At 70.7% G+C, this 18,419-nt stretch carries 17 protein-coding genes; 3 read left to right on the top strand and 14 right to left on the bottom strand.

Going from position 1 to position 18,419, the window contains the following annotated elements:
* The first annotated feature begins 141 nt into the window (after positions 1–141).
* Positions 142–2,076: a TolB family protein gene (locus ACQPW6_RS01310; RefSeq protein ID WP_433887625.1), complete on the top strand. Its 1,935-nt coding sequence runs from the start codon at positions 142–144 to the stop codon at positions 2,074–2,076.
* 68 nt (positions 2,077–2,144) lie between these two features.
* Here the strand turns inward: ACQPW6_RS01310 and ACQPW6_RS01305 are convergent, their stop codons facing one another.
* Genes ACQPW6_RS01305 through ACQPW6_RS01280 form a run of 6 tightly spaced genes read right to left on the bottom strand, consistent with a single transcriptional unit; the run spans position 2,145 to position 7,864 of the window.
* A complete protein-coding gene (locus tag ACQPW6_RS01305; RefSeq protein ID WP_433887624.1) occupies positions 2,145–3,389 on the bottom strand; it encodes an MFS transporter in 1,245 nt (414 codons plus the stop codon).
* Between the two features lie 59 nt (positions 3,390–3,448).
* Positions 3,449–4,504 carry an ABC transporter substrate-binding protein gene (locus tag ACQPW6_RS01300; protein WP_433887623.1) on the bottom strand — a complete coding sequence of 352 codons (1,056 nt, stop codon included), beginning with the start codon at positions 4,502–4,504 and terminating at the stop codon, positions 3,449–3,451.
* Entirely contained in the window at positions 4,504–4,638 is a 135-nt protein-coding gene (locus ACQPW6_RS01295; RefSeq protein WP_433887622.1) for a hypothetical protein, read from the bottom strand. The genes ACQPW6_RS01300 and ACQPW6_RS01295 overlap by 1 nt, the downstream gene beginning before the upstream one ends.
* Complete coding sequence (gene purU, locus ACQPW6_RS01290) at positions 4,635–5,543, bottom strand: formyltetrahydrofolate deformylase (RefSeq protein WP_433887621.1); 909 nt, start codon at positions 5,541–5,543, stop codon at positions 4,635–4,637. Before purU ends, ACQPW6_RS01295 begins: the two co-directional genes overlap by 4 nt.
* Entirely contained in the window at positions 5,540–6,412 is an 873-nt protein-coding gene (locus ACQPW6_RS01285) for a methylenetetrahydrofolate reductase (protein ID WP_433887620.1), read from the bottom strand. The genes purU and ACQPW6_RS01285 overlap by 4 nt, the downstream gene beginning before the upstream one ends.
* Positions 6,413–6,460: 48 nt before the next feature.
* Positions 6,461–7,864, bottom strand: coding sequence for an aminomethyl transferase family protein (locus ACQPW6_RS01280; RefSeq protein ID WP_433887619.1), 1,404 nt, complete (start codon positions 7,862–7,864; stop codon positions 6,461–6,463).
* A gap of 315 nt (positions 7,865–8,179) precedes the next feature.
* On the opposite strand from ACQPW6_RS01280, the gene ACQPW6_RS01275 reads away from it, so the two are divergent.
* Together ACQPW6_RS01275 and ACQPW6_RS01270 are read left to right on the top strand one after the other, a co-directional pair.
* On the top strand, positions 8,180–9,457 hold the full coding sequence (locus tag ACQPW6_RS01275) for a PucR family transcriptional regulator (RefSeq protein WP_433887618.1): 1,278 nt from the start codon (positions 8,180–8,182) through the stop codon (positions 9,455–9,457).
* Entirely contained in the window at positions 9,454–10,350 is an 897-nt protein-coding gene (locus tag ACQPW6_RS01270; protein WP_433887617.1) for a methylenetetrahydrofolate reductase, read from the top strand. Before ACQPW6_RS01275 ends, ACQPW6_RS01270 begins: the two co-directional genes overlap by 4 nt.
* Positions 10,351–10,524: 174 nt before the next feature.
* On the opposite strand, the gene ACQPW6_RS01265 is transcribed toward ACQPW6_RS01270, so the two are convergent.
* The 8 genes from ACQPW6_RS01265 to ACQPW6_RS01230 all read right to left on the bottom strand — a co-directional run bounded on the left by ACQPW6_RS01265 (position 10,525) and on the right by ACQPW6_RS01230 (position 18,207).
* On the bottom strand, positions 10,525–11,568 hold the full coding sequence (locus tag ACQPW6_RS01265) for an iron-containing redox enzyme family protein (RefSeq protein WP_433887616.1): 1,044 nt from the start codon (positions 11,566–11,568) through the stop codon (positions 10,525–10,527).
* Positions 11,565–11,897, bottom strand: a complete 333-nt coding sequence (locus tag ACQPW6_RS01260; protein ID WP_433887615.1) for a CDGSH iron-sulfur domain-containing protein — start codon at positions 11,895–11,897, stop codon at positions 11,565–11,567. The genes ACQPW6_RS01265 and ACQPW6_RS01260 overlap by 4 nt, the downstream gene beginning before the upstream one ends.
* Complete coding sequence (locus tag ACQPW6_RS01255) at positions 11,881–12,555, bottom strand: HemK2/MTQ2 family protein methyltransferase (protein WP_433887614.1); 675 nt, start codon at positions 12,553–12,555, stop codon at positions 11,881–11,883. Before ACQPW6_RS01255 ends, ACQPW6_RS01260 begins: the two co-directional genes overlap by 17 nt.
* A gap of 164 nt (positions 12,556–12,719) precedes the next feature.
* The gene (tal, locus tag ACQPW6_RS01250) at positions 12,720–14,387 is read right to left on the bottom strand and encodes a transaldolase (protein ID WP_433887613.1); all 1,668 of its coding nucleotides are present in this window, start codon (positions 14,385–14,387) and stop codon (positions 12,720–12,722) included.
* A 225-nt stretch (positions 14,388–14,612) separates the two neighbouring features.
* Complete coding sequence (locus ACQPW6_RS01245; RefSeq protein WP_433887612.1) at positions 14,613–15,761, bottom strand: glutathione-independent formaldehyde dehydrogenase; 1,149 nt, start codon at positions 15,759–15,761, stop codon at positions 14,613–14,615.
* A gap of 27 nt (positions 15,762–15,788) precedes the next feature.
* Positions 15,789–16,403: a flavodoxin family protein gene (locus ACQPW6_RS01240; protein WP_433887611.1), complete on the bottom strand. Its 615-nt coding sequence runs from the start codon at positions 16,401–16,403 to the stop codon at positions 15,789–15,791.
* Between the two features lie 81 nt (positions 16,404–16,484).
* Positions 16,485–17,447 (bottom strand): TIGR03557 family F420-dependent LLM class oxidoreductase, encoded by a 963-nt coding sequence (locus ACQPW6_RS01235; protein WP_433887610.1) that lies wholly within the window; start codon positions 17,445–17,447, stop codon positions 16,485–16,487.
* Between the two features lie 46 nt (positions 17,448–17,493).
* On the bottom strand, positions 17,494–18,207 hold the full coding sequence (locus ACQPW6_RS01230; protein WP_433887609.1) for an HAD family hydrolase: 714 nt from the start codon (positions 18,205–18,207) through the stop codon (positions 17,494–17,496).
* Positions 18,208–18,419 lie beyond the last annotated feature (212 nt).

Below are 18,419 nucleotides of genomic sequence, written 5' to 3'. Positions count from 1 at the left end.
TTCCAACCTTCGGGTCGAAGTCAGTGGCTCCCCCCATATGGTTGCGCGCCCCCCGAGGGTGAAAATCAACCGTCCAATTCGATGGAAGCTGGGACAGAGATGGGTTCTGCAAACAAAGGGATAGGGCGTCGGGCTTTTCTGGTGGCCGGTGCCGCCACCGCCGGCGCCGCGCTGCTGCCCCACCCGTTCGCGGTGGCGGCCGCGCAAAGCGGCAAGAAGGGCGTGATGCTGATGAACAGGATCGCGCCCTCGACGTCGACGCTGTACATCTCCAACCTCGACGGCTCCGACGAGCGGCTGCTGATGCAGCCTCAGGACGCGGCGTTCGACCGGCACTGCACCGTCTCCGCCGACGGCAAGTCGGTGTTCTTCACCACCGAACGCGCGGGCGACGGCAACTCCGCCGTCTACTGGGGCAGCCTCAACGGGTCGGGCCAGGCCGTCGGCATCCAGCCGCTGGTCACCGGGGCTTCGGTGGACGACTGCGGCGTGCTGTCCCCTGACGGCAGCAAACTGGCGTTCGTGTCCACCCGCTCCGCGGACCACCTCACCCAGATATGGCTGCTCGACATGAAGTCGCGGAGCCTGACCAACCTCACCGGCACCGCGGCCCTGGCCGGCGACCCCGCGAGCCCCGACGGCCACTTCCACCCCTCCTGGTCGCCCGACGGCAAGTGGCTGGCCTTCTCCAGCGACCGCAACACCGCCTGGCGCGGGCACGACAACGGCTTCGGCTGGGAGCACACCCAGGAGCTGAGCGTCTACGTCATCAAGGCCGACGGCACCGGCTTCCGCCAGGTCGCGACCAAGCCGGGATACTGCCTGGGCTCGCCGAAGTGGTCGCCGGACGGCAGCCGGATCGTCTACTACGAGATCACCACCGAGGGGACCTGGGGCGCCCACCGGCCCGAGGACATCGGGGTCGTCGAGTCCCAGATCGTCTCGGTCGACGTCGCCACCGGCACCGACCGCGTCGAGCACACCTCGGGTCCGAACCTCAAGGTCTCGCCGCAGTACCTGAGCGCCACCGAGATCGGCTACCTGGTCAAGGGCGGCGCCGACGAGGGCCTGGCGTACGTGTCGGGCACCCACCCGTCCGTCAAGCGCCCGCTGCGCTCGCCGCACTGGCTGGCGGACGGGAAGTCGGTGGTCTACGAGAAGCAGGGCGACACGGTCCGCGCCCTCGACAAGACCCTCTACAGCTGGGACGCGGACTGGGACTACCGCTTCTGCGACGTCTTCCCCGCCCTGTCGCTGCAGGGCCGGCTCGTGATCACCCAGAAGCAGCTCGGGCCCGCCAAATCCTCGATCGTCACCATGAACCCGGACGGCTCCGGCCAGCAGCTCGTCTTCGACACCGCCAACACCTCCCTGGACCAGACCCTGGTCGCCCAGGGCCTGGCCGGCGCCTTCCGGCCCGCATGGTCGCCCGACGGCGAGTGGATCGCCTTCGGCCTGGGCGGCTGGTTCCAGGAACGCGCCGTGATGACCGCCGCGGTGATGCGGGTACGCAGCGACGGCTCGGCGTACGAAGCCCTCACTGACAACTCCACCAACTCCGGCTTCCCGAGCTACTCGGCCGACGGCAACCGGATCGTCTACCGGGTGTGGGGACAGCAGAACGGCCTGCGGATCCTCGACCTCACCACCGGGTCGACGAACGTGCTCACCACCGAGTCCGACAACCTGCCCGACTGGTCTCCTGACGGCAGCCTGATCCTCTTCACCCGCAAGACCAGCCCGACCAACTTCGACATCTGCACCATCAAGCCCGACGGATCCGGCCTGCGGATCCTGACCAGCAGCGGTGCGAACGACGGTCACGCGGTCTGGAACCACGACGGGTCCATCCTCTACAACAGCGGCATGTACGGCTTCCGCGAGGAGGCGGCGCTGTACGACGACACCTTCCAGCCCTACGGCCAGATCTTCAGCATGAACGCGGACGGCACCGGCAAGAAGATGCTCACCGACAGCCAGTGGGAGGACTCCATGCCGCTCTACCTCCCCCAGGCACTCCTGACCGGCGGCAGCAGCGGCGGCGACGGCCACGGGGGTGGTCACGGAGGCAGGTGATCGCGACCCGCGGGCTGTTGCCCCACCTCGGACCACTCGGACCAGGAGGTGGGCCGGCAGCCCCCGCGTCATGGTGCACTCCGACCACGGCGCTCCGCGAAGCCGCTGACGGACAGCAATATGGGCAGCATGCCGGCGGCCGCGGCGGCGAGGCCGCCGACGAGCAGCGCGCTGCGTGCCCCCCACGAGGCGCCGACCGCGCCGACGAGCGGCGCGCCGATGACGGTTCCGCCGAGCCAGCCGATCGACCAGATGGAGATCACCCGGCCGCGCATCTGTGGCACGGCTCCGAGCTGGATCAAGGTCTTGGCCGACGAGTTGAAGGTGATCGATCCGGCTCCGACGAAGACGAGCACGGCCAGCGCCGTGTACAGGTTCGGTGCCAGGGCGGCGGCGCTGATCAGGGCACCCCAGATCAGCGCCGACACCGGCAGGGTCCGATGCGTGAGCCGGGTACGGCGCACGGCGGCGAATCCGCCGAGTACCGCCCCCACCCCCATGGCGGCCATCGCCGCTCCGTAGCCGTCGGCGTCGGTGTGGAACACCGATGTGGTCAACAGCGGCAGACTCACGGGGAACTCCCAGGTGAGGATGCCCGTCACATAGACCATGACCATCGGTTGGAGGAGCGCGGGCGTTCGGAGGATGTAGTCGATCCCGGCGCGGATCTGCCCTCTGGCACGCACTTCGCGCTCGGCCGGGTGCATTTCCGATGTCCGCAGGGCGAGCAGACTGGCGATGACGGCGAGGAACGACAGCGTGTCCACAGCGAAGCACGGGGTCACGCCCATCGCCGCGATGACGACTCCGGCGATACCGGGACCGAGGAGCTTCGCGGCATTGATCAGCGTCGAGTTGACGGCGACGGCGTTGGCCAGGTGCTCCTGGTCGACCAGTTCGCTGATCAGACTCTGCCGGGCGGGGCCGTCGAAGACGTTGGTGAGGCCGACCAGGAGGACGACGCCGACGAGCAGGGGCAGCGTCAGCAGGCGGGCCCATGACAGCAGCGTGAGCAGGGCGGCCAGGAGCGCGAAGCAGACCTGGGTGAGCAGCAGCAGTCGCCGGCAGTCGTGCCGGTCGACGACGAGGCCGCCCCAGGCGCCGAGGAGCAGGACCGGCAGGTAGCGGGCGCCGGTCACCACACCGAGGAGGGTGCCGCTGTCGGTGAGCTGGAGTGTGAGCCAGCCGACGGCGATGTTCTGCATCCAGTTGCCGACCACGGATGTCGACTGGCCCAGCGAGAACAGGCGGTAGTTCCTGATCCTGAGCGACGCGAAACTGCTCGGACGTCTGGTGCCCTCGGTCCTTGTCACGCCTGACTCCCCGGTCCGTTCCGTCGCCGCCACCTCGAATCGCCGCATCCGCCGCCGTGTCAGGGCAGATATGTGTTCGTCCATTCGTCGGAGGTGACCTTCGCCGTCCGCGGCAGCACGTCCAGCGAATTGATGAACGCCAGAGTCGTGTTCCACCCCGTCGCGCTCATCGCGCCGCTCGTCGGCCAGTCGACCAGCGCCAGGCTGGACTTGAGCACGTCCGCGGGCACGCCCGGCAGCGTCTTCTGCGCCACGCTCTGCACCTCGGGGGAGTCGAGGTGGGTGTGCATGTACGCGGCCGCCTTCCTTACCGCGGTGACGAACTTCTCGGCGGTGGCCGCGTGCTGACTCAGATAGCTGCTGCGCGCCACCACCAGCTCTCCGTAGCCGACGTTGTCGTTGGACCAGACCGGCACCTTGACCGCGTCGGCGACCATGACGCCGTCCCCCGACTCCTGAATCTCCAGCGGAGTGGGTTCCGATGTGGTGAACCAGTCGATCTGATTGCTCTTCAGGGCGGCCTTGTCGGCGGCCGGGCTCGGCAGCGAGACCCATTTCACCTTGCCGGGATCGACGTCGTACGCCTTGAGGAAGATGCCTGTCTGGGCCTGGGTGTTGGTGGAACTCGCGCCACCGACCGAGCCGTCGAGTGCCTTGGCGACCTCCGCTGCCGGTGTGGCGGCGGTGAGGTGGTGCGCGTGGGCGAAGGACGTGCTGACGATCAGACCGAGCGGATTTCCGACACCGTCGACGGAGATCGCGGTCTCGGGGACGTTCTTTTCGACGGCCGACAGGAAACCGGTGGGGCTGTCGCTGAGGAACTGCACCGAGCCCGACTGGAGTGCGGAGGCACCGGTGGAAGCGCTGATGGTCACGAACCTGACCTTCAGGCCCTGCTCGGCGAAGTAGCCGTTGGCGGCGGCCACCCGGATCGGCATCTCGAAGACATTGCTGCCGACGCCGACGGTGACCGAACTGCCCGAGCCAGAGCCGGTGTCGCCGCATGCGGTGAGCAGGGTGACGCCGAGGGCGGTGGCAGCCGCCGCGCCGAGGAAACGGGTTCTTTGGAACGGGTACGGACGTTGCGGACGCACGTGCGGGGTGCGTTGTCTCATCAGATCTCCTGTAGCTGTCCGACGGTGTGAAGGGACCGCGCGGCGCGCACGGTATTGGCCGGGCGTGCGACGTCTTCGATGACCTGGGCGCGAATGCGGCCCGCGATCCGTGCGCCGTTGATGGTGACGGTCATGCGAAGACGATCGTGTGGTTGCCGTCCCGGATGACGCGGTCCTCGGCGTGCCACAGCACCGCTCGGGACAGGACCGCGCGTTCGACGTCCGCGCCCCGGCGCGCGAGGTCCGCCGTGGTGTCGGCGTGTGTCACGCGCACGACGTCCTGCTCGATGATCGGCCCCTCGTCGAGGTCGGGGGTCACGTAGTGAGCGGTGGCACCGACGAGTTTGACGCCGCGCTCCTTGGCCTTCGCGTAGGGGCCGGCGCCGATGAAGGCGGGCAGGAAGGAGTGGTGGATGTTGATGATCGGCACGCCGACCTTCTCGATGAAGTCGGCGGACAGGATCTGCATGTAGCGGGCCAGGATGACGAAGTCGACGTTGCCCGTGAGCAGCCGGAGGTGCTCGGCCTCGGCTTCGGACTTGTCGGGGCCCATGGACGGGACGTGGAAGAAGGGGATGCCGAAACGGCGTACTTCTTCGGCGGTGTCGGGGTGGTTCGAGACCACCATGGCGATGCTGACGGGGAGTTGGTTCTGCCGGTGCCGCCACAGAAGGTCGAGCAGGCAGTGATCGGCCCTGGACGCGAAGATGGCGACCCGCTTGGGAACGGACATGTCGCGCAGGGTGTAGCTGAGGCCGAACCGCCGGGCCAGTTCGTCCAGGTCGGACCTGATCCCGGGAAGGGCGGCCCGGAGACCGTCCACTCCGAAGACGGTGCGCTGGAAGAAGGTGCCCTCCTGCGGGTCGTCGGAGCACTGGTCCAGGGACACGATGCCGGCGCCTCGCTCGCTGAGCAGCGAGGTGACCGCGGCGACGATGCCGATGGTGTCGGCTCCTTTGATGATCAGCGAAGCCCGGTCCGCCGGCGTCTTCGCTGCTTTCGCCGGCCCGAGGGAGGGCGGCGCCTGGATGGTTGTCATACGAGGGTCTCCTTCGGGAACGCGCTGACCCAGTCGGCGGTCGCCCTGAGCCCGCCGAAGGTGTAGAAGTGCACCCCTACGTCGCCGTGCCGGCCGGGGTCGTAGGCGGCGGACAGATCGCGCAGAAACCGGTCGGGTCCGGCCGTACCCATGAGGTTGGCGAGCGACAGTCCGTACTTCTTGGCGATGGAGGCGCTGGTGCCGACGCCGAACCGGGCGGCGAACAGCAGCAGGCGCCGCACTCCCGCGGGGCCGGGGACGCCGATACCGACAGGGAGCGTGATGCCGCGCCCGCGTACGGCTTCGATCCAGGTGAGCACGGTGTCCACGTCGAAACCGAACTGGGTGATGATGCTGCCGGTCAGTCCGCGCCGGGCCAGCGCGTCGGCCTTGCGGCCAAGAGCGGACCAGAGCACGTGCGCGGGTATGACGGGGTGCCCCTCCGGATATCCGCTGATACCGACGTGCCGTACGCCGTACTGCTGGAGCAGCCCGCTCTCGATGAGCGACAGCGAGTCCTCGTAGGGCCCCTGAGGGGTGCCGGGGTCGCCGCCCACGGCGAATACGTTGTCGCAGGCACCCTCCGCCCGCAGCCCCGCGAGGAATTCCGTCAATTGCTGCCGCGATTCGAGGCGGCGGGCCGAGATATGGGGCACCGGGGTGAAGCCGAGGCGTTTGACCGTACGGGGCGCCGCCAGCCGCAGTGCGGGTGTCTCGTTCCCGAGGAAGGTGACGTTGATCCGGGTCCCACGGGGGATCGCGGTGGACGCCTCCTCCAGCTTGGTGACGTCCTTTCCGGTCATCTCCAGGGAGAAGTCCTTCAGCAACGACGGACCCACAGCCGTATGCGCCGTGCTGCCGAAACTCATGGTGCTCCTCGTGAATGCGTCGAAGGTCCCGTGCTGCCGGGCGGTCGGTCAGAGCTGGGGCGCCGTACGGTATTTCGTCCGTGCGAAGCGGTTGAGCGGTGCCGACTCGACCGTCGCGCGGATCTCGATCTGCTCGTGCGGTTCGACGGTGGGCTTCGCGGACGGCGGATTCTCGCCCCAGAGCACGCGTACTTCGGTGCCCGGTTCCGCGAATGCCTCGTCGACGACGGCCAGCGAGACAACCGCCTGGTCACGGACGACGTAGCCGCAGTCCATGGAAATGCCCACCTGCCGGCCGTTCGCCAGCACCGTGTCCGCCTGGAATTGCCCGTACCGGGCCTTGGGAATGCTGAAGTACTTGTACGTCGGCCCTGGCGTCCACAGCGATGAGAACACCCGGGCCATGTCATCGGGGTTCCACACCAGCGTGACCTTGTGGCGGTGCGGCTGGTCCGCGCGGGCCCGCAGGGCGTCACGGCCCACGAATTCGTGGTCGAACTTGACGAACCGTCCGTATCCCAGGTCGAAGGGTGTGACGTAGTAGTCGCTGATGTCCCGGGAGTTCATGCTCCCGCCCAGCGAGCCCGCGCTGGTCGCCGGCAGCCATGCGCGGTAGCCCGCGAGGCCGTCGTCGGTGAAGATCGCGGGCATGGGGCCGGGTATCCAGCCGGACTCCAGGTTGGCGGTGGAGTAGGCGATCGAGCCCACCTGTGTGATGCCGAATTCCTCGCCGGACCGCAGGATCGCCTCGCGGATCTCGGCGCCCTCCTCCCACGGGCCGAACAGCTCGAAACCGACCTGCCCGGCCATGCCGTGCCGCAGCGCCCGGACCTTCCGGCCCGCGATGTCCAGCGAGGCCATCCCGAAGAACCTCACGTCGGGAATCGGCTGCCCGGTCAGCTTCTCCACCAGCGGGCCGGCCGACGGGCCCTGCACCTCGTACCGGTAGAGCCTCGGCGGCCGGCCGCCGCGCTGGACCGACTGCGGGTCACGTTCGACGGTCACGTCCCACTCGCCGCTGCGCGCGTTGAAGTCGACCCAGTCGATCACGGTGCGCCGGCCGACGAGGTCGATCGAGGTGTCGCCGAGGCCGAACAGGACCGCGTCGCCGATGTAGAAGCCGTCGTTGTTCACGGCTGTGAACTGCTTGCCCTTGTCGTTGCCGAATCCGGCGAAGGTGTTCACGCCGAGGTGCTCCAGCAGCCGCACGGTGTCCGGGCCCTCGATGAACAGGTCGGTCATGTGGTGGGACTGGTCCATCAGCGCACACGAGTCGTGCCAGGCGAGGGCTTCCTCGCGCCAGTTGGTGAACTCCGCGGGGACGAAGCCCAGACCGTGCGAGAACGCCCTGATCGGCTGGTCGCGGATGAGGTCGACGGCGTTCCCGACGCGGTCGATCGCATCCCGCAGGCTCTCTGTAGCCGCTGTGCTGCCGGTTGTCGCCCTGTCCACGGTTGTGCCTTCCGTCCGACGAAGAGGCCGGGTCCGAGCGGGACCTGGCAGGAGTCGTGCTCACGACGCCTCCATGACGTTCGCAGGACGGCCACGGCCGACGCACGGTCTCGGGACCCAAAGCGCCGGGGCCCGGACTTGTGGCCTGACACAACGCCGCCGGCCCTGGGAAAGGCGGATGCTGTGCGGGAGGGCGGCACGGCCGCCTCGGCCTGGCCCGTTGTGCCGCGCCCGTGATACGACTACCGGAAGAGCTGAAGCCACCGCGATGACCAGCGGATACGCGGTACGCGCCCTCGTAGGACCGGGAGGCCGATGACGGCCATGGACCAGGAGTTCGCCGACCTCCATCAGGCCGTGGCCCTGTGCGGCGAACTGTCGAGCCTGGCGACGACCGACTGCGACCTCGAGAAGATCGTGACCGTCGTCGCCGGACGTGCCGGCGTGTGGGCGGCAGTGGTCGACGACTCGCTCATGGTGCTGGCGCTGTGCGCCGGCACGTCCGGCCGTACGGGGGAGGAGAGGCTCGCCAAGGTTCTGGACAGCGACTCCGAAGCGGTGTCGCAGCTGATCGCCGAGGCGGCGCGGATGCGCAGGGCCCTCTCGCTGCCCGCCGCGGGTGCCTCGGCGGTGTCGCTGGTGGTGGCTCCCATCCTCGTCGGCGACGACCTGGTCGCCTATCTGGTGACCGCCGGCCACGACGCCGAGGAAACCGGTGAGGACGCCCGGATCCTGGTCACGGAGCACGCGGCCATGGTCTGTGCGGTGATCCTCGGCCGCCGCCGGGTCGTCGCGATCGCCGCGGGGCGCGCGCGCCGCGAACTCTTCGACGGGCTGGTGCTTGTCGGTGACCGTACCGAGGAAGCGGACGCCGAAGAGTGGGCGCGGCACCTCGGCATCGACCCGGAACAGCGCCACCGGGTGCTGGTCGCGGTCCTGTGTTCCTCCTCGCGAGCGCCTGCGCCGGCCGCGACGGACATGGTCGAGCACATGATCGCCACGCGCTGCCCGTCCGCGACCGTGGTGAACCGCGACGCGGAGGTGGTCGCACTCGTCCCGGGCGGGGACGACTTCGGACTCAGCCGCCAGCTGACGTCGCTCGCCCGGCTGTGCCGCGAGGCGGTGACCGCACGTTTTCCAGGGATGCGGCTGATCGCCGGACTGGGCGACCCGCACACCGGGGCGGTACGCATCAGCACCTCCTACGACGAGGCCCGGCGGGCCGTCGGTGTCGGGCAGCTGATGACGGGGCTGTCGGACGTGACCGCGTTCGCCGAGCTCGGTGTGCACCGCCTGCTCGCCCAGGTGCGTGACCCCGGTGAACTGAGCGCCTTCGCCCGCGAGATGCTGGGGAAGCTGATGGATCACGACCGGACGAACGGCTCCGACTACTGCGCGACCCTGACCGCCTACTTCCGGCAGGACGGAAGTCTGCGTCGCGCGGCCGCCCTATTGCACACGCACCCGAACACGGTGGCCTACCGGGTCCACCGTGCCGAGAAGATCGCCGGGCTCGACTTCACCTCGTACTCCGACCGGCTGGCCGCTCAGGTGGCGCTTGAGATCGTCAACGGACTGGGAGGCAATCCGTGAGGGACGTCCTGGCCGCTTCGGGAGTTCCCCTCCTGGGCGCGTATGTCGTGCCGACAGCGGGAGACCGGAAGGCCGCCGCTGACGACGCGGCCGCGGTGCGCGCGGCGGGAGCCGACCTCGTCGTCACCGCGACCTCCGGGCCCGAGCGGTCGCGGTACACCAGCACGAATCAGTCGATCGACCTCGCGGCGGCCTGCCAGAGCCACGCCGGAGTGCCGGCCCTCGCCACCGTGACCACCTGGAGCAGAAGCGTGATGGCGCTCCAGGCACACCTGCTGGGCGGGCACGCCCGCGGAGTGACCAGGCTGGTCTGCGGGAACGGGAGCGCGCCGCTCTCGGATGACACGTCGAAGGCCGAGGGCCCGTGGGCGGTCGACGTCGTCGAACTCATCGAACTGCTGCGCGGGCTGAACGAGGGCATCGACCGCTACGGCCTGCGCCTCGACGCCGCCACCCACTTCGACATCGGGGTACGGATCAGGGCCGTGCCCACCCTTTCGGCCGCCGACCGCGCCAGGACCCGCCGCAAGATCGCCGCCGGTGTGCACTTCATCGTGACCAGCCCGGTCTACTCGCAGCACGCCCTGGACACCCTGCTCGACGTCATCGACGGCGCCGTGCCGGTCCTGGCTACCGTGCACCGCTTCCGCTCACTCGCCGAGGCGGAACGCCTCCGGCACGAACTCCCCGACGGCTGCGTGCCCGCCGCCCTCGTCGAACGCCTCGACCACGCCGGCGACGGAGCCGCCGAAGAAGGCGAGCGGATCGCGGTCGAACTGGCCGCCCGACTCGCGGAGTCCACCCAGGGAGTCATCCTGTCCCGCTCCGATGACCCGGCACTCGTCTCGCGCATGCGGACCGCGGCGAACACCTCGAACACCTCCAGCGGCTGAAGGCCCGTTGCGCGGGTACGGCGATGCCGGACGGTCGCGGCGGCGGCCGTCGCATCAAATCCGGCAGCTGGGTACGCGCAGGTGGAGACATACGGCAACCGCGGGACGAGGAGTCCGTCCGTACGGTCCAGTCGTTCGTGTCCTTCGGCGGGCGCGGGCCCTCGTGCGGGGTGGTCAGGATCCGCCGTGCGGCCCGATGGCCGTGAGCGGGGTGCGCAGGGCGGAGCGGCCGGCCCTCCAGGCGCTCAGCAGGTGAGCGCTCAGCAGGTCCTCAAGGAGGACGGTGGCCTGGACGCCGAAGGCCACATCGGGGTCCAGGAGGGGTTCTGCCGCCAGCAGCGGGTCGATCAGCTCGTGCCGCACCACCTGCTCGTGCACGGCGTCGGCCTCGACGTGCTCGTCGTAGAAGCGTGCGGCGGCCGGCCCGGCGCCCGTCCTGCGCATGGCCTCCGCAAGCCGCCGGGAACCCGGCGAGGAGGTCACCTCCACCGCGGCGAAGTGCCCGACGAGGGCGCCGCGCAACGCGCGGTGCAGACCGAACAACGACATCAGGTTGACGGTGCACAGGGCCTGCGCGGGGGCGGAGCCGAGATGGCGGCCGTAGGCGTGGTCAAGGCCGAGATCGTCCATCAGGTCGGCGAAGAGCCGGGCGTGGATGCCCTCGGCGCGTCCGGCGCCGAATTCGTCGTACTCGACGGCCACCATCGCGGCCTTGGCGCGGCCGTGCAGCCGCGGGATGACCCAGGCGTGCGGGTCGGCCTCCTTCAGGTGGTACAGCGAGCGCAGCGCCGCGTATTCACGCACCTGCCAGAGCTGTCCCTCGCGTTGCAGGTAGTGGCTCACACCGGTGCCGTCGTCGGTGGCGGGCTCGACGAGGATGCCTGCCAGGGCCTCGTGCGCGCTCGCCTTCCGCGGCACGTCCGCCCGCAGCGCGCCCAGGAAGCGGCCTTCCAGCGCCGCGCGCAGCCGCAGCAGGTCGGGATCCCACTCGCGGTCGTCGCCGATGCCGTCGAAGCCCTGGTAGTGCAGCTCGTACAGCACATAGAGCGCCAGTTGCAGGTCGTCCCCGTACGGTTCGGCTCCGGCGACGGCGTGCGGGCTCACCTCGGGCGGGCGGCCGTCGCGCAGCGCCGACAGGACCGCGCCGGACACGATGCCGCGCGGGGCCGGCAGCGCGGGGCAGGCTCGGCGGGATTCGAGGTAGGGCGTCGTGGTCATGAGGTGCCACCTGTACCTGAAGCGTGATCGGAGCCGGAGCCGGAGCCGGAGCCGGAGCCGGAGCCGGAGCCGGAGCCGGAGCCCGAATCGGAGTCGGTGTCCGCGCCGGCCCCGGCGGCGGCGTTTCTCTGCGCGGGACCGCGGCGCCGGTGGCTGGTGTCGCACCAGGGGTAGGTGCGGCTGCGGCGGCAGGTGCACACCGCCACGACGAAGCGCTCGGAGGTGTGGGCCACACCGTCGTCGCCGGTGACGGTCACGGGTCCTTCCACCAGCATCGGACCGTTGCGTTCGATGCGGATGCGGCGGGGGCGTTCAGCGTCGTCGGGCACGGATGACCACCAGTTCCTCTTTGTCCTGCCCGTCCTCCATCAGGCCCCGGCCGCGCAGCCACGGCAGCCGGGAGCTCAGCACCGGCCCGAGGGGGACGAGTTCACGGTCGGTGACCTCGGCGTCCAGGCCCTGTCGCGCGAGGGCGCCGATCGTGGCGTCGGTGCCGCACATCTGCGAATGGACCATGAGCAGCGTTCCGCCGGGGCGCAGCACGGCTGCCGCGGTCGTACAGACCCGGTCCACGACGGCGCGGCCGTCCAGGCCCGCGTCCCAGGCGCGGGCGCCGCCGTGCGCCGGCGGCAGGAGGGCGGGCGCCGGAACGTAGGGCGGGTTGCTGACCACCATGTCGTAGGCCGCCCCGCCCGGCGACGACAGGTCGCGCCGCCTGACGGTGACGCGGCTGCGGTGCAGCGCGGCGTTCACCCGGGCGCACAGCACGGCCCGGTGGGAGATGTCCACGGCCGTGACCCGGGCGCCCAGCACGGCGGCGTGCACCGCGAGGGCGCCGCTGCCGGTCCCGAGCTCCAGCACATGGGTCCCCGGGAGGATGCCGTGCCGGTTCAGGGCGCGCATGAGCAGGTGCGTGTCGTGCTGTGGGGCGTAGACGCCGGGTACCGTCAGCATCCGCCGCGGCCCGTCCAGGGCTGGTACGGCCATGGCCGCCTCCCGTCGTGGTGGCGCCGCCGGGTGTCTGCCGCCCGTCCAGGATGGGCTGCCCGGGTGGAGGCCGCCACTGCGACGGTCACGCAGTGTGTCCGGCGACTCCGCGTCAGCCGCGGCGACCGGGACGTGCGGGCGGCTCAGCCGCCCGCCGGGGCCTTTCACACGGAGGTCCGGGCGGCGGGCAGGGCGCGTCCAGCCGCGGCGAGGCGCAGCCGCTCCAGCTCGGCGCTCTGCTGCTCGGCGCGTTCCAGGAGTACGTCCAGGTGCTCGGCGAACAGCCGCTCGTCGGTGTCGGCCAGGGTCCGCAGGGTGCGCCAGCAGGCCGCTTTGCCCTGGACGCCCAGCAGCATGGATTCCAGCTCCAGCAGGTCGCTGAGCGGGGAGCGGGAGAAGAGCCGGCCGTTGGGCTTGAGGCGCCCGGCCTTTTCGGCCAGCCAGCCGAGCGCGACCTTGGGGTGATCGGTGGACACACCGAGGTCGGTCATGATCTGGATCAGCGAGTCGCGGTCGTGCTCCACCTGCCGGGCCAGTTCGGCCAGCGGGCCGCCGGCCCCTCGGTCGTGCTGGGCCTGCGCGGACCGGCGGAAGAGCTCCAGGCCGGCCGTCGCGCCCACCAGGTGGTCGTTGAGGTAGATCGCGAGCAGGCCGGCGCTGTCGGCGGGCGGCTCCGGTGCCCCGCCGGGCCGCGGGCCGGGACCGGTGCCCGAGCCCCGCATCTCGCGGTCCACGGATTCGCCGAGCTCGATCCAGCTGGCCTCGAACTTTTCCAGTCCCTCGCGTTCGAGCGTGTCGGTGACGTCCGTGAAGTCCACGCCGGCCTGCTCCAGGGCTCGGATGTGCGCGCTGGCGGCGGCGTGGTCATCGGCCGTCGGCGGGTGGTCCGGGAGGGCGCCGTGGTCGGCGAACGCCTCCAGGGTGGTGCCGGGCATGGTGTTCACCGTGCCGGCGATGACCAGTTCACGTACGTACATCGTGTCCGGGTAGGCCGGGTCCTTGACGCCGGTGGACGCCCACAGGGGCCGCTGCGGGCGGGCGCCGGCCTCGGCCAGCGCCTGCCAGCGGGACCCGGCGGTCATCTCCTCGTACGCCTGGTGCGCCAGCCGGGCGTTGGCGACCGCGGCCTTGCCCTTGAGAGCCCGCGCCTCCGCGGTGTCCAGGGCGTCGAGGCGGGCGTCCACCTCGGTGTCCACCCGGGAGACGAAGAACGAGGCGACGGAGTGGATACCGGCCAGGTCGTGGCCGGCGGCCTGCGCCTGCTCCAGGCCGGCCAGGTAGGCGTCCATCACCGCCCGGTAGCGGTCCAGCGAGAAGATCAGCGTGACGTTGACGCTGATGCCCCGCGCGATGACCTCGGTGATCGCCCGCAGACCCTCTCGGGTGGCCGGTATCTTGACCAGCAGGTTCGGCTCGTCGATCGCCCTCCACAGCTTCACCGCCTGCTCGACGGTGGCCTCGGCGTCCCGGGCCAGCCGGGGATCGACCTCGATCGAGACCCGCCCGTCGACACCGCCGGTCCGCCGGTGGACCGGGGCGAGCACCCGGCAGCCGTCCCGTACGTCGTCGGTGGTGAGGGCGAAGACCGCTTCGTCGACGCTGGCGCCCTCCCGGCCCAGCCGGCGCAGCTGCTCTTCGTAGCGGTCGCCCTTCGACAGCGCGGAGGCGAAGATCGTCGGGTTGGACGTCACCCCCACCACGTGCCGGTCCGCGATCAGCTCCTCCAGCCCGCCGCCGGCCAGCAGCTCACGGGACAGATCGTCCAGCCAGACCGACACTCCGGCCGCGGACAGTTCGGCCAGCGGATCGGCGGGCGCGGTTGGGACAGTCATGCGAGACCTCCACGGAGAACGCGGTGAGCAGGGGATTCGGTGTACGCGCCGACACCGGGCCGGCCGTCCGGACGGAGCCGGCGTTTAGGCGTTGCTGTTCCGACTACCCCTGCCCGCTCGGGCAAACGTGCCCCGAAGCGGCGGCGGGGTCCGCCGGCCGAGCGAGCGGGACCGCCGGGTGTACGAGCGATGGAAACGGGCAGCCTCTGCCCGCCCGATGCCGGCTCAGGCGGCGCGGTCCGGGTGGAGCAGGACCTTGGTCCAGCCGTCGTCGCGCTTGTCGAAGTGCCGGTAGGCGTCGGGGGCGTCGTCCAGGCCGAGTTCGTGGGAGACCAGGAAGGACGGCTTGGCGCGCCCCGCGGTGATCAGGTCGCGCAGGCCGCGGTTGTAGCGCAGTACCGGGCACTGGCCGGTGCCCATGTGCTGGCCCTTGGTGAAGAACGTGCCGTAGTCGAACCCGACGCGGCCGTGCCTGGCGCCTTCGTCGGCCGCCTCCGGGTCGTCGGGGACGTATACGCCGACCACGCCGATGCCGCCGGTCGTGCGGACCGCCTTGACCAGGTTGTCCAGGACGAGTTCCGGGTGCTCCTGGCCGGACGGGTCGTGGGCCTGGTAGCCGACGGCCTCGACACCGCAGTCCGCGCCGCGCCCGTGGGTGGCGTCCAGGATCTGCTCCACCGGGTCGGCCGCCGAGAAGTCCACCGGGGTGGCGCCGACGGACTCCGCCAGTGCCAGCCGGTCCGCCGCCTTGTCCACCACGAACACCTGTGCCGCGCCGCGCAGCACCGCGCTGTGCGCGGCGAGCAGGCCGACCGGCCCCGCGCCGAAGACGGCGACGGTGTCACCGGCCCGCATGCCCGCCAGTTCGGTGCCGTGCCAGCCGGTGGGGAAGATGTCGGAGAGCATGGTGAAGTCGTTCTCGTGCTCCTCGCCCGCGGGCAGGCGCAGGAGGTTGAAGTCGGCGTAGGGCACCCGCAGCAGCTCGGCCTGGCCGCCGTCGTACGGCCCCATGTTGGCGTAGCCGTACGCGGCGCCGTCCACGCCGTCGGTGGGGTTGACCCGCAGGCAGAACGCGGTCCAGCCGCTCAGGCAGTTGCGGCAGCTGCCGCAGGCGATGTTGAACGGCACCGACACCCGGTCGCCGGCCTTGATCCGGGTGACTCCCGGGCCGGTGTCCTCGACGATGCCCATGTTCTCGTGGCCGAGGATCTTGCCCTGCTCGACCGCGGTGCGGCCCTCGTACATATGCAGGTCGGAGCCGCAGATGTTGGTGGTGGTGACGCGGATCAGCGCGTCGTTCGGCTGCTCGATCCGGGCGTCCGGCACGTTCTCGACCGAGACGTCGTAAGGGCCGTTGTAGACCAGCGCCTTCATGGTTCTCTCCTTCCGGAGATCGGGGTGTCAGCTCACGGGGTAGGGGGCCGCGCGCAGGTGGCGTGCCAGGTGGGCGGTGTTGGCGGCCAGGGCCTTGGTGGCGGACGCCACGGAGTCGGGCGTCTTGTCCAGATCCTGGTAGTCGGTGCCCTGCATGGCCTCGCCGACCCAGTAGGTGACCGCGTTCGGCGCGAGGGAGAAGCCGACGTCGTTGAGCCCCTGGAAGAGGTCGGCGCTCACCTTGTGCGCGCCGTCCTCGTTGCCGACCACGCACACCGCCGCGGCCTTGCCGTACGTCAGCATGCGGCCCTCGTCGTCGGTCTCCGAGAGCTCACCGTCCAGCCGCTCCATGACGCGCTGCGCGACACTGGAGGGGTGGCCGAGCCAGATCGGCGTGGACAGCACCAGGATGTCGGCGGCCAGGATCTTGTTCCGGATGGACGGCCAGGCGTCGCCCTCGCCCATGTCCACGGTGACGCCGGGACGGACGTCGTGGTCGGCGATCCGGACCACTTCACCGGTCACGGCGTGCTCCGCCAACGCCTCGATGGTCTGCTCGGCGAGCAGCTGGGAGCTGGACCGGGCGGGGGAGGGGTTCAGTGTGCAAACCAGGGCGATCGCGCGTAGAGGTGTCGATTCCATGCCCTGCGGGTACCCAGCCGGCGTGATTGACACCTGCGGATCGAAGCGATCCCGTGGGCTTGGTACGGCGCCTGCTGAGCGCTACCTCCCGGTGTCCAGCCGGGGCAGGATCTCGGTGCGGTAGAAATCGAAGAACTGGTCCTGGTCGGGGCCGATCTGGTTGACGTAGACCTCGTCGAAACCGGCCTCCGCGTAGGTCGTCACGGCCTCGACGTGCTCGCTCACGTCGTCGCCGCAGACGGCCGCCCGCGCGACCATCTCCTCGGTGACCAGGGTGCTCGCCTGCTCGAAGTGCTCCGGCGTCGGCAGGATCTGGGCCAGCTCGCCGGGGAGCTGCTCGTTGGGCCACAAGCGGTGCACGGTCTTGACCGCGCGCTGCCGGTCGGTGTCCCAGCAGACCTTGAGACCGCCGACCACCGGCTTGCCCTCGCCGCCGGCCCGGCGGAACGCCGCTACCAGATCGGCGTCGGGCTGCATCGTGACGAAGCCGTCGCCGATCCGCCCGGCCAGCTCCGCGGCCTTCGGCCCGAACCCGGAGATGTAGAGCGGCACCGGCTCGTCCGGAAGGGTGTAGAGGCGGGCGTTCTCCACCGTGTAGTGCGGCCCCCGGTGGGTGATCTGCCGGCCGCTGAACAGCTTCCTGATCACCTCGACGGCCTCCTCCAGCCTGTCCAGGCGCTCGTCGGCGCCCGGCCACGGGTCGCCGAGCACGTGTTCGTTCAGCGCCTCGCCGCTGCCCAGTCCGAAGCGGAACCCGCCGCCGGTCAGGACGGCGGCGGTCGCGGCGGCCTGGGCGTTGACCGCCGGGTGGATCCGCACCGTCGGGCAGGTCACCAGCGTGGTGACCGGCAGCGACGTCACCTGCGAGAGGGCGCCGATCATCGACCAGACGAAGGAGCTCTCGCCCTGCTCGTCGTTCCACGGGTGGAAGTGGTCGGAGATGGCCAGCCCCTGGAAGCCGGCCGCCTCCGCCTTGCGCGCCTGGTCGAGCAGCTCGGGCGGGCTGAACTCCTCCGAGGAGAGAAAGTATCCGTAGCGGGTCATGGGGGTGTTCCTTCCTGATCTGTCGCTCGTGCCGGGCGCCGGCGGGTCAGTCCCGCTCGGGCGGCGCGGCCAGGGCGCTGTCGTCCAGGTGGGCCAGCAGTTCGGCGGGCGTGTCGTAGACGGCCTCGGCGCCCGCCTCGGTCAGCTCCTGGCGGGACCAGCCGCCGGTGAGCACCCCGAGGCAGCGCACACCTGCCTTGCGGGCCGCCTCCGCGTCCCAGGCCGCGTCCCCGACGAAGACCGCACGCCCGGCCGGAACGCCCGCCTTCTCCAGCGCCTGCTGGACGAGGTCGGGCGCGGGCTTGCTGGACGACACGTCGTCGGCGGTGGTGACGGCGGTGATCGCGCCCTCGGCGTCGAGCGCGTCGATCATCACCTCGGCCTCCCGGCCCTTGGCCGACGACGCGAGCACGACCTGCCAGCCGCGCCCGGCGCAGGCCCGCAGCAGGCCGGACGCCCCGGGCAGTGGCGCGAGGCGGTCCCAGTACTGGGCGTAGAGCGTGTCGTGGGCGGCGCTGAGGGTCGCGTCCTCGTCGTGATCGCGGTCCTCGCCGAGCAGCGCGTCCAGCAGGTGGTCGCTGCCCATGCCGATGCTGCGGTGGATCCGGGCCATGGTGACCCGGTGCCCCTGCTGACGGAACGCCTCCCACCACGCGCAGGTGTGCAGATAGACGGTGTCCATCAAGGTGCCGTCCACGTCGAACAGCACGGCTCCGCGCGCAGCACGGCTGTCGGAGCCGGTGGATTCGGAACTGGTCATGTCGCGGTCCTTTCCGTCCCTCGATCCCTTTCGCGCCCCGGCGACTTCTTGCTCGGGACGGCCGGGATTGCGGCCGGATGGCCCCGCCGGTCGATTCGGGGGCGAGGCCACGGCGCGGGCCTACGTGCGATCGTCGATGCGCCTGCCCATGAACGGCCCTGCCACGCCGGGGGAGGGCGGCCTCGTCGAACGCGACCCTGGGAGAGTCGCCG

The organism is Streptomyces sp. CA-111067 (genome assembly GCF_050956065.1).
Classification (GTDB): Bacteria; Actinomycetota; Actinomycetes; order Streptomycetales; family Streptomycetaceae; genus Actinacidiphila.
This window is presented reverse-complemented; position numbering and strand designations above follow the sequence as displayed.

Excerpts from the sequence above, each read along its gene's own strand:
- purU (WP_433887621.1), bottom strand. The coding sequence starts at position 5,543 with ATGACAACCATCCAGGCGCCGCCCTCCCTCGGGCCGGCGAAAGCAGCG.
- ACQPW6_RS01245 (WP_433887612.1), bottom strand. The coding sequence starts at position 15,761 with ATGAAGGCGCTGGTCTACAACGGCCCTTACGACGTCTCGGTCGAGAAC.
- tal (WP_433887613.1), bottom strand. The coding sequence starts at position 14,387 with ATGACTGTCCCAACCGCGCCCGCCGATCCGCTGGCCGAACTGTCCGCG.
- ACQPW6_RS01300 (WP_433887623.1), bottom strand. The coding sequence starts at position 4,504 with ATGAGACAACGCACCCCGCACGTGCGTCCGCAACGTCCGTACCCGTTC.
- ACQPW6_RS01265 (WP_433887616.1), bottom strand. The coding sequence starts at position 11,568 with ATGACCACGACGCCCTACCTCGAATCCCGCCGAGCCTGCCCCGCGCTG.
- ACQPW6_RS01255 (WP_433887614.1), bottom strand. The coding sequence starts at position 12,555 with ATGGCCGTACCAGCCCTGGACGGGCCGCGGCGGATGCTGACGGTACCC.
- ACQPW6_RS01285 (WP_433887620.1), bottom strand. The coding sequence starts at position 6,412 with ATGAGTTTCGGCAGCACGGCGCATACGGCTGTGGGTCCGTCGTTGCTG.
- ACQPW6_RS01295 (WP_433887622.1), bottom strand. The coding sequence starts at position 4,638 with ATGACCGTCACCATCAACGGCGCACGGATCGCGGGCCGCATTCGCGCC.
- ACQPW6_RS01240 (WP_433887611.1), bottom strand. The coding sequence starts at position 16,403 with ATGGAATCGACACCTCTACGCGCGATCGCCCTGGTTTGCACACTGAAC.
- ACQPW6_RS01275 (WP_433887618.1), top strand. The coding sequence starts at position 8,180 with ATGACGGCCATGGACCAGGAGTTCGCCGACCTCCATCAGGCCGTGGCC.
- ACQPW6_RS01235 (WP_433887610.1), bottom strand. The coding sequence starts at position 17,447 with ATGACCCGCTACGGATACTTTCTCTCCTCGGAGGAGTTCAGCCCGCCC.
- ACQPW6_RS01230 (WP_433887609.1), bottom strand. The coding sequence starts at position 18,207 with ATGACCAGTTCCGAATCCACCGGCTCCGACAGCCGTGCTGCGCGCGGA.